The sequence below is a fragment of the Planococcus sp. YIM B11945 genome (assembly GCF_050864155.1).
Taxonomy (GTDB): Bacteria; Bacillota; Bacilli; order Bacillales_A; family Planococcaceae; genus Planococcus.
This window is the reverse complement of record NZ_JBOZWR010000007.1, coordinates 15079-27927: the sequence shown is the minus strand read 5'-3', so window position 1 is coordinate 27927 and position 12849 is coordinate 15079. Positions and strand designations below refer to the sequence as shown.

The window sequence follows — 12849 nt, the reverse complement described above, 5'->3', positions numbered from 1 at the left end:
AGACTTTTCCCCATTTCATACGTCTATTTGTGAAAGGGGGGAGAAGCCAATGAGAAAAGCTATTTTATTTATTGCCATTGGACTGATTGTGATAGGAATCATCATTTTTGAGCCGTTTCGTTCAGCGCCCCCTTCACCTGAGGTTTCCACCGAAAACACTGGTATTCCGCTTACCCAGGGGTCGTACTGCTGGATGGGGCTTTTGCGTGGGCAATGTGTGGATTATGTCTATACCACACCGATGGAAATGGCACAAAAACACAATCCGACGATCGTTTCCCCAAATGAAGAAGTCACGATCGACTTTAAGAAAAAGCCGATTTCTAAAACGCTGCAAGTAAATCAATGGATTGATGAAAACAATGTACAAGCCATTCAAATAGAAAATGACGTTATACGGGCTCCGAATGAAAAAGGGATTTACATCTATCATGTAGTGGCAAATTGGAAGCAAGGCGATGGAAACTGGGCGTTTTCAATAGAAGTAGAGTGAATTGCAGAATTGAAATAATTCAGACTATTAACTATACTTACAGAGGTAACGGTTATCCATTTCACCATAAAAGGAGCGAACTAGATGAAAACAACAGAAACGCTTTTTCCAATCAATGAAGTGAGGGAACAATTTCCTGCATTAAAACGTACATACAATGGCCGCAGCGTCGCTTATTTCGACGGACCAGGGGGTTCGCAAGTCGTAAAATTCGCGATTGATGCCATTGCGCGCTATATGGAAAACGGCGGAGCGAATCTTCATGGCTCTTTTCCGTCAAGCTGGGAAACGGAAGAAATTATTGCGAATGCCAAGCAAGCAGTGGCAGATTTTTTAAACGTTCAAACGAATGAAGTGGCATTTGGCGCCAATATGACGACGTTGACGTTGGCTATTTCGCGCGCGCTCGGAAAAAAATGGGGAGCGGGCGATGAAATTGTCGTAACTGAAATGGACCACCGGGCGAATGTTGATCCGTGGCTATTGTTAGCAGAAGACCGAGGCCTTAAAGTGCGCTGGATTAAAGTAAATACCGAGTCCCTGACATTGGATTTAAGCGATTTAAACGAAGTCATCAATGAAAACACGCGTCTTGTCGCGATTGGCATGGCTTCAAATGCTGTAGGAACAATCGTTGATATGGAGCCGATTACGAAACGCGCCAAGGAAGTCGGCGCGCTTGTCGCTGCAGATGCCGTTCACGCTGCGCCGCATATCGCCATCGACCGCGACCAGCAAAATATCGACATTTTGTTGTGCTCTGCCTATAAATTTTTCGGCCCGCATATTGGAATCGCTGCAATAAGAGAAGAAACTTTTAAAGAGCTCGAACCGTATAAACTGGTGCCTGCCCCAAGCAATTATCCAGACAACCTGGAAACAGGCACGCAAAACCACGAAGGCATCGCGGGCATTGCACCGGCGATTGCATTTTTCGAAAGCTTTGGTGAAGGAGCGACAACGAGAGAACGCATCTTGTCTGGCATCGAACACATTGAAGCCCATGAAAATAGCTTGGCTGATCGCTTACGCGAAGGACTGCGCGCATTGGCTAACGTAACATTGTTTGAAGCTGCACATGACGTTCCAAAAACACCCACAATCGCTTTCCAGGTAGCGGGCGTTGCACCGGAAGAAGTGTGCAAAATCATGGCTGAAGAGCACAGCATTTTCATCGCTTCTGGCCACTTCTATGCATCTACCTTAGCGGACCGCATAGACATCAATAAAAGCGGCGGCTGGATTCGTGCCGGGCTGGCTCCTTACAACACCGAAGAAGAAGTGGACCGCTTGATTCAAGCAGTAGCGGCACTTTAAAGGTTGGCAGAAAAAATCAAAATCCATCCGTCGATTCTATTGAGCCTGACGATCAGCGCTGTTGCTATGGGTGTGTTTGCATATCAAAACTATAGTCTCGGGAATAGAGGAGACACCGCTATTTTTATTGGCCTTGCTTTTTTCTGTGGGGCGCTAGTGGTGTATGGGATTTTCAGAAATCGAACAATGAAAAGAACACATATGTAATCGCAAAATTCGCCTTTTGTTCTTTTACCCCCGAAGATGGTATAATGGGAACAACTTGTTCTGTGAACGGGAGATCGACCCATTTTCTGCAAAAGAAAATGAAAAAAGGAGAATGACATTTTGACTGAACAAAACACTAACAACTTACCGCCAAATTACGACGAACTGAAAAAAGCGATAAACCGCAATGCCAACTGGAAAGAACGTTTGGCTGCAGTGGAAGAACTAAGCAAGTGGAAAAGCGAACAGACAGTTGATATGCTGACGCGCCGCATGGAAATCGATCCTGTGTATCAAGTGCAGGTAGCCGCTTATGAGGCGTTAAAAGGATTTGGCGAAGACGTGCAATTGCCGGAACGAAAGAAATTTGATTTGATCAAAGACGCATCAAAAGTGTTGCTGCGCATCAAAAAAAGCTTGCCGGCAGATCACACGTACGAAGAGTACAAAGTGAAATTGCAAAAAATGCGTTCTGATATTTACGATACGTATAAAGGCGATAAAGGTGAAGACTTTGACCGATGGTTGGAAGACCAATGGAAATCCATGCCGACCAAATATAAAAAGTAAAAGCCATCTCCGGTCTTAACAGACTGGAGACGGCTTTTTTTGTGATTAAACAAAATCCCCTACATAAAGTTCTCCGTTGCCAACGGCTACAGAAGTACCGCCGATTTTGATTTCTTGGAATTCCGTCCCGTTTTTCCTGATGGCTATTTCAATGAAACTCGGGCGCCCCATTTCCATGCCTTGTTCGCTTCGAATTGCATAATTGCCGCTTTCTTCAAATGGCACGACGCCATGCTCCACCAAATAAGCGCCGAGCGGACCGCTTGCGGCACCCGTTGCGGGATCTTCCGGAATTCCCATAGCAGGGGCAAACATCCGGCTGTGGACGGTGGAATCCATTTCTTCTGTTTCAGTTGTGAAGGCAAAAATATGCTGCGCATTTGGATGGAGGCTAAAATGTTTTTCCCAAACGTCCGACCGGAAATTAATGTTTCGGATAGAAGCAAGCGACTTCACTGGAACAAACAAAAACGGCACTCCAGTAGATACGGTTTGAAGAGGAAGGCCTGGATCGAGCTCTTCGGCGGCTAAAGACAATAAATCAGCGGCCAATTGTCTCTCCGGAAAAACCTCTCCGAACGTTGGAAGGGGCTGCTTCATTTCAACCCGAGCAATTCGTCCGTCTTTTTTATGGACCATGACAGGTATGTCCCCAACCGTCTCTTCCAAAATCCAGTCGTTTTGCCCTTCGTCCGTTGGAATCAATTCTTGATCGGCCATCATGAACGCTGCTCCGATTGTAGGATGGCCGGCCATCGGCAATTCCATTTGCGGGGTGAAAATCCGCAAGCTTTTTTGGTTTTTTGGATGGTGCGGTGCACAAAGAAAAACAGTTTCTGAAAGGTTAAGTTCTCGGGCAATTTTTTGCATCGTTTCGGCTGACAGGCCATCGCCTTCATGAAAGACGGCGAGTTGGTTGCCTCCGAAAGGCTGCTTAGTAAATACATCGAACAATGAATAACGCAATACGTTCATCGTGGCCCTCCTCAAATTTCAATTTTCTTGTCTCTTTCCGTTGTAGCAATAACGGACAAAAAAGTCCAACTTCTTTTCCATTGAAAAACCCTTTCGCAAATCGGCGAAAGGGTTTTGATCGTGTATTTATTGGAATTTTCGAATCAACGGTTTTAAACGGAAGCCGAAAATGCCGGCAAGTACGGCAAGGATCAAGTCTTTTGGCAACGGCACCGCCATCCAGGCCCATGCCATTTTGTAGCTAAAGCCTTCCGGAGCAGCAAACCACAATTTATATGCGGCATACATCCAGTTGGTCCCGATTAAATAATTGACTGCGGTTCCCACAATCGCAGCAGCAATAAAGCCGGTGCGCGACGGGAATTTTTGGGCGATCATACCTGTAATGAAAGCGACAAAAACGAAAGATACGATAAAACCGAAAGTGGGGCTGATTAGTGTGTCCATGCCGCCTGAAAATTCGGCGAAAACCGGCAGGCCGGCCAAGCCGATAAATGCGTAAACGGCCATTGCAATGGCACCAAGCCGGCTGCCAAGCAAAATGCCTGCTAATATTGCGAAAAACGTTTGAAGGGTGATTGGCACTCCACCGATGACAAGAAAGGCAGAAATGTTGGCGCCGATTGCCATCAATGCGGCAAACATGGCAATTTGTACAAGCTGTAAGGTGCGGGTGTGATTGGCCGATCGTGTTGCTGTAATGGTCATATAGGTTCCTCCGTGCTCAGTATAGGAAAAGTATAAAAAAAATTGAGATTTCAGTCAACCTTTTTTGTTAATTGGTTAACACAAAGAAGCGTTAATAAGCCTCTTAACAACTAAAAAGTATAGAAATGAATAAAAAGTTTCTTCTGAAAACTTTGTATATATGTCAAATTTACCTGAATTCACTGAAAAATATAGCTCCATAGAATGATGGGAATCCTTGTAAATTTCTATTAATATTATATTTGGTAAATATTTATACGAACATCAAAAAAATGGAGGAATGGAACGATGAAAAAAACAATTAGTGGTTTACTGGCATTCAGCTTGCTCGCTTCTGCACCGTTGTCTACGGCAGTGGCACATTCTCCGAATACATATATTAAGAAACTTGAGGAGCAGGATGGCAGCAAGTTCAACACGGAGAATTATGATTTTGTGAAGTTCTCGGAAATCGGCGCGAAACTTCAAAAAATCGCGAAATCATCCAATCGCATCAAAGTGGAAGTGTCGGGCAAATCTTCCGATGGGTTGCCGTTATATGTGGTCACCATCAACGATCCCAAATCTGGCGGCAGCATGAATGAAAACAAAGCGCTAAGAGAACAAATGATCAAAAACCCAGAAAAAGCACAAGCGTGGATTGAAAAAAACAAAGACTTCAAAGTTCCAATTATGATCAACGGGTCGATACATGGCACGGAATTTGTCGGCAGCGACGCCGTTCTTGATTTGATCGAACGCTTTGCCAAGCAAAACGATAAAACGACCAAAACCATTCTGAAAAACAACATTCTCATTTTCAATGTCGTAGCGAACCCGGACGGCCGGGTCGACGCCACGCGCTTTAACGGTGAGGGCATTGATTTGAACCGTGATTTTATTACTCAGTCCCAGCCAGAAACGCGTCATACGGTCGATTTGATCACAGAATGGAACCCAATGGTGTTTTTGGATACGCACGGCTACGTGAAAAATTACGCGCCAAACAAGCAAGGGTTGATCGAGCCTTGCACGCCGCCGCATAACCCGAACTATGAATACGATTTGTACAATAAATGGGCATTCAAACAAGCGGAAGCGATGGAAAGCTCAATTATGAGAAACAAAGATGAGTTCGAAGGAGACTTGTATAAAGAGATGACGGGCGTTTACGTGCCGCAGCGCGATGACGAGGCAGGCTGGGACGATTACCCGCCGATCTTTACACCGATGTACGCCATGTACCACGGAGCTTATGGCCATACATTAGAAGCGCCGACAAACGATGAAGACGGCGTAAAGTGGATGAATGACGCCATCATGGGTGCACTTCAATATGCAACAGAAAATAAACAAGAGATGCTGTCCGACCAAATCGAAATCTTCAAGCGTGGCATCAATTTTGACCACCCGAACCACGAAGAAGGATTTTTCCCGGAAGCGTACGTGCTTCCTGTCGATGAAGACGATCCGACAGTGACTGAAAAAGCGGTCAACCACTTGATCCGCAATGACATCGACGTGGTCCGTGCATCAACGAGCTTTAAAGCGGGCGGCGTAAGATACGATAAAGGCACTTATATTGTTCACATGGACCAAGCGAAAGCGGGCCTTGCCAATACGATGTTGTGGGACGGGGAAGACATTACGGATGATACGCCTTCGATGTATGACATTTCCGCATGGAGTTTGCCGGAATTATGGGGCTTTGAAGCAAATCCGGTAAGCACAGAAGTCAACGTGCCGGCTAAAAACGTCCATCAAGTCGACGGGGAAGGATCGCTTTCAGGAAAAGGGCCGTATGTCGTGCCAAATTCTTCTGTTAAAGCGGTTGAGCTCGTAAATACGCTGCTGAAGCGCGGCGTCTCAGTTCGACGCGACAGCGAAGGCGATTTCTATGTGAATGCCAAAGCGAAAACCATTTATTCAGCAGTGAAAAAATCCGGTTTGAATATCGAGAGCGGGGTTGTGCCGTTTGATGCGAAAAAGCTGTCTAAATTGAAAGTCGCACTTCTGGAAGACGGCGGCATGAACAAACAGCAAACGCATTCGGGAATGACGCTGGCGCTTGAGCGCTTAGGTTTTGACGCAAAAGAAGTCACGCCTGTTGAAGTAGCGAAATACGGTTTGAAATCCTATGATGCTTTTATTTACAACGGCACGGAAAATCTGATTTCCACGAAATTGAATGCAGCCAACTTGGAGTTTGGTTTCCAAAATGCAGCGCAGTTTACCGCATTCCAGCAAAAAGTGAAAAGCTTCATTGATAGCGGCGGCAAATTTATCGCAGCCGGAGCAGGTGGATCACATGCCGCGAAAACGCTGGGCTTAACCGATGCCACTGTCCAAACCGGTGATTCCAACAGCAACGGAATCGTCAACGTCGACTATGATGGGACCGGTGTGACGGCAGGTTATGGCCAAGATGACATTGGATTCGTGTATCGGCCGACTTGGTATGGCGGCGTTGAAGAAAAAGAAGTTCTTGCCGCATACGATGAAAGCGACTTTTTTGTTGCAGGGCACTGGAAAGGCAATGAAAAAGCCACCGGCCAGCCAGTCATCATCCGTGAAACGGGCAAAGACGTGACGTTGATTGGACTAGAGCCGGCGTTCCGTGACCATACCGATTACTTGTTCCGCTTGGTATCAAACGCGCTTTATACAAAGTAAATTAAAAAAGGAGCAGCTGAAACCGGCTGCTCCTTTTTTTCGTCTCTATATCCTGTATAATGAGAAATTGATATTTTAATTTTTAGTCAGCCTGTGAACTGGTAAAATAAAGGGAACAAGAAGAAAATGGAGGTTTTGGAATGAACAAGCGAGTGCTCGCAGTTTTCGCCTTGTTATGTCTCTTCGTTCTAACGGCATGCCAGAAACAGGCAACACCGGAAGATCGGCTGAAAGAATACATAGGGCAGTGGAATGAAGGAAACTTCTCGGAGATGTATGCGGAGTATTTGAATGAAGGATCGAAAATGACCTACAGCAAAGAAGATTTTGCGGACCGGCAGGCAAAGCTGCAAGAAGATCTTGGCATTAAAAACTTGAAAGTGGCGTATACGAAACCTGCAGAAGACACAGAATGGGATCCGGAAAAACCGGCGGATTTCCGCATTCAAGTAAGCATGGAAACGCTCGCCGGGCCGGTGGAATTTGAACGGACCTTGACGCTGCTTCACGAGGCAAAAGAAAAAGAAGAAGGCAATTGGTTTGTTGAATGGAATCCTTCTTATATTTTCCCTGAGCTCGAAGCGGGCGACGCGCTCCGCGTTTCACGTACGGAAGCGGCACGAGGTGAAATTGTGGACCGCAACGGCAACAAGATTGCCGCAAATGGCAGCGGTTTTGACATTGGCATCGTGCCTGAAACAATCGAAGATGAATCGGTGAAAGATGAGCTGGCGGAAATGCTTGGCGTCTCCCGTGAATTTATTGACAACAAGCTCAAGCAAAGCTGGGTGCAGCCTAATTATTTCGTGCCGATTGCCCGAGCTTCAAAAAACGACAAAGACTTGCTGGAAAAAACCGATGCCTTGCAAGGCGTTGCACTTCAAGGTGTGGACATGCGGGAATATCCTTATGGAAAAGCGTTATCCCACTTGAGCGGCTATATTGCCGGCATTACGGCTGAGCAATTGGAAGAACGCAAAGCGGACGGCTATACAGCAAATGATTATATCGGCCGACAAGGCTTGGAATTTTTATTAGAAGACCGTCTTCGTGGAACTGGCGGAGCGCGCATTTACATTGAAAAACCGCAAGAAGGCGCTGAAACGATCACTGTAGCGGAAACGAAAGCGGTTGACGGCGAGACGGTCAAACTGACAATCGATGCCGAATTGCAGAAAAAAGCGTATGACGCAATGAACGGCGAAGCGGGAACGAGTGCCGCTGTAAACCCGAAAACGGGTGAAACGCTTGCGCTTGTCAGCTCTCCTGGATTTGACCCGAACGAGTTTATCGTCGGCATGAGCGGAGACCGCTATGCCGAATTGCAGGAAGATCCATTGAATCCATTGTTCAATCGCTTTGCAGCAACTTACGCACCCGGTTCGACCATCAAACCGGTCACTGCAGCCATCGGCATGGAATCCGGGCTATTGAATCCAGCTGAAGGATTGGAAATCAACGGAGCCACGTGGCAAAAAGACAAGTCATGGGGCAATTACCGCGTGGCGCGCGTGCATCCCGATGCACCAAACCCGATCGATTTGAACAAAGCGCTCGTTTATTCGGATAATATTTATTTTGCCCAGCAAGGGTTGAAAATGGGTTATGAAACGTTTGCGGAAGGATTGAAAAAGTTTGGGTTTGGCGAAGACATGCCATACTCTTACGGATTGAAAGCTCCGCAAATTTCAAATGACGGCAAGATCGGTTCTGAAGGGCAATTGGCGGATACGGCGTTCGGCCAAGGGCAAATGCTGACAAATATTTTGCATTTGGCTTCCATGTACGAACCATTCTTAACCGATGGCACGATGTACAAGCCAACCTTGTTTTTAGAGGAAGAAGACCAGCAAGTATGGAAAGAAAACTTGATCAGCGGGGAAAACGCTGAAATTCTGCGCAGCAGCATGCGCAATGTTGTCGTGGACGGCTATGCCCAATCGGCAAACAGCAAAAAAGTTCCGCTGGCCGGCAAAACCGGAACAGCAGAATTGAAAGCTTCATTGGATGAAGAAGGCGGCGCGCAAAACGGCTTTTTCGTTACGTATGACTCCAAAAATCCGGAATTCATCCTGGCGATGATGATCGAAAACGTGGAAGACAACGGCGGCAGCGATTACGTCGCCGGCTTTGCAGCAAAAGTTTTTGAAGACTGAGCAGGAAGAAGATCCGTTTCCGATGCCGGAAGCGGATTTTTTACGAATAAGTTGGCCGTTTCCCGCATCCTCCACAGCATCCGCAACGTCTTGTACTAAGGTGGGACATGTATGGGGAAGTCGAGCAAATAAAAAATGGCCACCAATTCAACATTGGTTTATGCCATAATAGAAAACAGCGTCTACGAAAAAAACGTTTTCGCAGAAAGAGGGATAACTTACGTTATGGAATTATTTGATTTATTAAAGGCATTGATTTTAGGCTTTGTAGAAGGCATGACCGAATTTGCGCCAGTATCTTCAACGGGGCATTTAATCATCGTTGATGATATGTGGTTGAAATCACAGGAATTTCTAGGGAAATATCCTGCGAACACATTTAAAATCGTTATACAATTAGGTTCGATTTTAGCGGTAGTCGTTGTATTTTGGAAACGCCTTTTCAGTCTTGTCGGCTTGTATAAAATAGAAGGACAGAAAACGAGCGGCCGCTTCAACTTGCTTCACGTTATTATCGGCATGCTGCCGGCAGTGGTACTTGGATTTGCTTTCAAAGACTTGATCGATGACCATTTGTTTGGCGTCGAGACGGTCATTTATGCATTGGTCGCTGGAGCGATTCTCATGATCGTTGCCGACAAATTCGGACCAAAAAATCCGCATATCAATTCATTGGATGAAATTACATATGTACAGGCGTTTAAAATCGGCTTGGTTCAATGTTTGTCACTATGGCCAGGATTCTCCCGTTCAGGCGCTACCATTTCAGGCGGCGTACTGTTCGGACTTAATCACCGGACGGCGGCGGACTTCACGTTTATCATGGCAGTGCCGATCATGTTCGGAGCAAGCCTCGTATCCGTTATTAAAAACTTGGATCAGCTGTCAATGGATTATTTATCGTTCTACGTTGTCGGCTTTATCAGCGCGTTTGTCTTCGCTTTGATTTCAATCCGCTTTTTCCTGCAATTGATTTCACGCATCAAGTTAATGCCGTTTGCGATTTACCGCCTTGTGTTAGCGGCAATTCTCGCAATTATCGTCTTTCTATAAGTTTCAAAGCCCTTGGCAATCCGTTGCCAAGGGCTTTTTCTATTTTAAAAACCCGTCCCATTCCTCCAATACATCTCCGATATTGCGGTCGTGCACCACTTCGTCTGCATAGCTGTCGAGCTGCGTCGGTTCGCGGTTGACGATGATGACGCGGGCGCCGCTTTCTTTGGCGATGAGCGGAAATTGGTTGGCCGGCGAAACGCTCAAAGAAGAACCGAGAATGATAAACAATTCGGCGCCGCTTGCTTCTTCGAGCGCCATTTCAAACGGTTGTTCCGGCAGCATTTCCCCAAAAAGCACGATAGAAGGCCGCAGCATTCCGCTGCACGCTGTGCATTGATTGGTTTTTTCTAAGTAAATGTCACTTTCATAAACCGTTCCGCAGTTTTGGCAAAACACCTTCTGCAGCGTGCCGTGCAGTTCCGCTATGTTGTCGCTGCCTGCCAATTGATGAAAGCCATCCACATTCTGCGTAATTATCGAATTCAAGAACCCTCGCTTTTGCCATTTTGCTAATAAATAATGCCCTTTGTGAGGGGCGAATTCTTTTAACCCAACCATGCGGCTCCGGTAAAAATCGGTGAATTCTTCCGGGTTTTGCTGGAGCGACTGAATGCTCGCGACTTCCGCGAGGTTTTTTTGTTCCCATAATCCTTGATTCGCAGAGCGGAAGTCCGGCAGCCCACTTTCCGTCGACATGCCGGCACCCGTGAAGACAACTGTATAATTAGACTCTTTAAGCCATTTTTTAATCAAAGCAAACGCCTCCCGAAACAGTTTTCTTTTTCTTTACCCATTCTTTAGCAACTTAATGGGCATTCTGCAGAAAAGAACCTTGATGAATAAAAGGATTATCTATACCATATTGAATAAGACCGAAATCTGGCAAAACAAAGCTTGAGTATTTGTGAAGCTGCAAAAGAAAGAGGGTAACTATGGTAAAAGTATTAGGTGTGGACATTGGTGGAACGAAAATTCGCATAAGCGTAGTAGACGAAGCTGGAACAATCACGTTGGACGAGAAATTGCCGACTGAGTTTCCGCTTTATCCGTATTTGGAAAAACAAGTGCTGCGCTTTCTTGCGCAAGATCCAGAAATCGAAGCAATCGGCATCGGCACGCATGGTTTTGTCGATCCAGCGGAAGGCAAAGTCATTTACGCAACCGATACATTGCCCGGCTGGAGTGGAACGCAGGTAAAAGCTCAATTGGAACAAGCAACCGGAAAACGGGTGGCGGTAGACAACGACGCCAATGCAGCCGCGCTGGCAGAAGCGAAGTTTGGGGCGGCCAAAGGCTACGGGCGTACTGTTTGCTTAACGCTCGGAACTGGACTTGGAGGCGGCATTATTTGGGACGGCAAATTATTGAGCGGCGGCAAACACGGCGGCGCTGCTGAAGTTGGCCATATGATTCTTTACCCGAACGGTGTGCGCTGCACATGCGGCCGAGACGGCTGTTATGAACAATATGTATCCGGCACAGCGCTTGTGCGCCGAATCAAAGAAGCGGGGCTCACCATTTCGCCTCAGGAACTTTTTGCAACGGCCAAAACGGATGTTGCGGCGCAGCAAGTTGTAGCAGGATTCACAAAAGATTTGGCGCTCATCATCAGTTCGCTTCAAGCGGCTTTTGACATGGACATTGTAGTAATCGGCGGCGGCGTTTCTGAGTCGGCTGAGCATTGGTGGGGCCAATTTATGGGCCACTTAGAACCGCTATTGTTAAATCCATTAGAAGTTAAAGTAGCTCAATTTGAAAACGAAGCCGGCATTTTAGGCGCTGCCTTATTGGTATTAGAAAACTAAATAGAGTCAAGGAAAAGAAGGCCAACCGATTTCGGGTTTGCCTTTTTCTTTATTTCTTCACTTAAAAAAGCCGGTGCATTCACTAAACAAGAAATGTATAGTAAGGAAAATAGCTTATAAAGGAGAGGGAGCCGATTATGTACAAAAAAGAATGCTTTGTTTTTGACGGAGAAAAACCGGTGAAAGCTGTCGTGCGCAACTACGAGGAAAAAGACTTTCCAGCATTGATTTCAGTTCAGCGAGAAAGTTTTCCTCCGCCGTTTCCGCCAGATCTTTTGTGGAGTGAGGACCAGCTCAGAAGCCACGTGCAAAATTATCCGGATGGAGCTGTATGTGTGGAAATCAAAGGAGAACTTGTTGGTTCGATCACAAGCTTGCTAATCAATTTTGATCTGAAAAATCCCCAGCATTCGTGGGAAGAGGTGACAGGAAGCGGCTTTATTTCCACGCACCAGCCTCAGGGCAAAACCTTATATATAGTTGATGTTTGCATCAAACCGGCGTTTCGCCGATTAGATTTAGGCAAACTCTTAATGCAAGCCATGTACGAACGAGTCGTTCATGACAACTTAGACCGCGTGCTCGGCGGCGGGCGGATGCCGGGGTACCACCGCCACGCGGACGATTTTTCGCCGCAGCAATATATCGACCAAGTGATTGCCGGCAAGCTGCGCGATCCCGTTATTACATTTTTACTGCGCTGCGGCCGTATGCCAATGTGTTTGCTTCCCAATTATTTAAAAGATGAAGAGTCGCATCACTATGCCTTATTAATGGAATGGCAGAATCCATTTAACTAAAAAAAGCAGAAGAATATTTTTTTATTAATATTTGGTTTTAATAGGGTATAATGGTCTTAGTTCTTTCTAAATAATAGGAGTTGGAAAATAAAATTGTTTGAATCAGCTAG

The 12849-nt window shown here is 46.1% G+C and carries 11 protein-coding genes; 8 read left to right on the top strand and 3 right to left on the bottom strand.

Annotated elements, in window-relative coordinates; genetic code table 11:
- Nucleotides 1-49: 49 nt before the first annotated feature.
- From ACRRQV_RS13630 to ACRRQV_RS13620, 3 genes are all read left to right on the top strand, one after another.
- Nucleotides 50-493, top strand: a complete 444-nt coding sequence (locus ACRRQV_RS13630; protein ID WP_432531769.1) for a hypothetical protein — start codon at nt 50-52, stop codon at nt 491-493.
- 84 nt (nt 494-577) lie between these two features.
- Nucleotides 578-1810: a cysteine desulfurase-like protein gene (locus tag ACRRQV_RS13625; protein WP_432531767.1), complete on the top strand. Its 1233-nt coding sequence runs from the start codon at nt 578-580 to the stop codon at nt 1808-1810.
- 327 nt (nt 1811-2137) lie between these two features.
- Nucleotides 2138-2587, top strand: a complete 450-nt coding sequence (locus ACRRQV_RS13620; RefSeq protein ID WP_432531765.1) for a HEAT repeat domain-containing protein — start codon at nt 2138-2140, stop codon at nt 2585-2587.
- A 45-nt stretch (nt 2588-2632) separates the two neighbouring features.
- Here the strand turns inward: ACRRQV_RS13620 and ACRRQV_RS13615 are convergent, their stop codons facing one another.
- Entirely contained in the window at nt 2633-3562 is a 930-nt protein-coding gene (locus tag ACRRQV_RS13615; protein ID WP_432531763.1) for a PhzF family phenazine biosynthesis protein, read from the bottom strand.
- 126 nt (nt 3563-3688) lie between these two features.
- A complete protein-coding gene (locus tag ACRRQV_RS13610; RefSeq protein WP_432531761.1) occupies nt 3689-4270 on the bottom strand; it encodes a biotin transporter BioY in 582 nt (193 codons plus the stop codon).
- Nucleotides 4271-4558: 288 nt separating this feature from the next.
- On the opposite strand from ACRRQV_RS13610, the gene ACRRQV_RS13605 reads away from it, so the two are divergent.
- From ACRRQV_RS13605 to ACRRQV_RS13595, 3 genes are all read left to right on the top strand, one after another.
- Nucleotides 4559-6922, top strand: coding sequence for a M14 family zinc carboxypeptidase (locus ACRRQV_RS13605; RefSeq protein ID WP_432531759.1), 2364 nt, complete (start codon nt 4559-4561; stop codon nt 6920-6922).
- 140 nt (nt 6923-7062) lie between these two features.
- Complete coding sequence (locus tag ACRRQV_RS13600; RefSeq protein WP_432531757.1) at nt 7063-9078, top strand: penicillin-binding transpeptidase domain-containing protein; 2016 nt, start codon at nt 7063-7065, stop codon at nt 9076-9078.
- Between the two features lie 225 nt (nt 9079-9303).
- Complete coding sequence (locus tag ACRRQV_RS13595; RefSeq protein WP_432531755.1) at nt 9304-10131, top strand: undecaprenyl-diphosphate phosphatase; 828 nt, start codon at nt 9304-9306, stop codon at nt 10129-10131.
- A gap of 39 nt (nt 10132-10170) precedes the next feature.
- Here the strand turns inward: ACRRQV_RS13595 and ACRRQV_RS13590 are convergent, their stop codons facing one another.
- Nucleotides 10171-10887, bottom strand: coding sequence for an NAD-dependent deacylase (locus ACRRQV_RS13590; protein WP_432531753.1), 717 nt, complete (start codon nt 10885-10887; stop codon nt 10171-10173).
- 179 nt (nt 10888-11066) lie between these two features.
- Between ACRRQV_RS13590 and ACRRQV_RS13585 the strand changes: the two genes are divergently transcribed.
- Both ACRRQV_RS13585 and ACRRQV_RS13580 read left to right on the top strand, forming a co-directional pair.
- Nucleotides 11067-11939: an ROK family protein gene (locus ACRRQV_RS13585; protein WP_432531751.1), complete on the top strand. Its 873-nt coding sequence runs from the start codon at nt 11067-11069 to the stop codon at nt 11937-11939.
- A 137-nt stretch (nt 11940-12076) separates the two neighbouring features.
- Nucleotides 12077-12739: a GNAT family N-acetyltransferase gene (locus ACRRQV_RS13580; protein WP_432531749.1), complete on the top strand. Its 663-nt coding sequence runs from the start codon at nt 12077-12079 to the stop codon at nt 12737-12739.
- The last annotated feature ends 110 nt before the right edge of the window (nt 12740-12849 follow it).

What these genes read in the sequence shown, in the direction of transcription:
- ACRRQV_RS13630 (WP_432531769.1), top strand. Translation starts at nt 50, where the DNA reads ATGAGAAAAGCTATTTTATTTATTGCCATTGGACTGATTGTGATAGGA.
- ACRRQV_RS13625 (WP_432531767.1), top strand. Translation starts at nt 578, where the DNA reads ATGAAAACAACAGAAACGCTTTTTCCAATCAATGAAGTGAGGGAACAA.
- ACRRQV_RS13615 (WP_432531763.1), bottom strand. Translation starts at nt 3,562, where the DNA reads ATGAACGTATTGCGTTATTCATTGTTCGATGTATTTACTAAGCAGCCT.
- ACRRQV_RS13610 (WP_432531761.1), bottom strand. Translation starts at nt 4,270, where the DNA reads ATGACCATTACAGCAACACGATCGGCCAATCACACCCGCACCTTACAG.
- ACRRQV_RS13605 (WP_432531759.1), top strand. Translation starts at nt 4,559, where the DNA reads ATGAAAAAAACAATTAGTGGTTTACTGGCATTCAGCTTGCTCGCTTCT.
- ACRRQV_RS13600 (WP_432531757.1), top strand. Translation starts at nt 7,063, where the DNA reads ATGAACAAGCGAGTGCTCGCAGTTTTCGCCTTGTTATGTCTCTTCGTT.
- ACRRQV_RS13595 (WP_432531755.1), top strand. Translation starts at nt 9,304, where the DNA reads ATGGAATTATTTGATTTATTAAAGGCATTGATTTTAGGCTTTGTAGAA.
- ACRRQV_RS13585 (WP_432531751.1), top strand. Translation starts at nt 11,067, where the DNA reads ATGGTAAAAGTATTAGGTGTGGACATTGGTGGAACGAAAATTCGCATA.
- ACRRQV_RS13580 (WP_432531749.1), top strand. Translation starts at nt 12,077, where the DNA reads ATGTACAAAAAAGAATGCTTTGTTTTTGACGGAGAAAAACCGGTGAAA.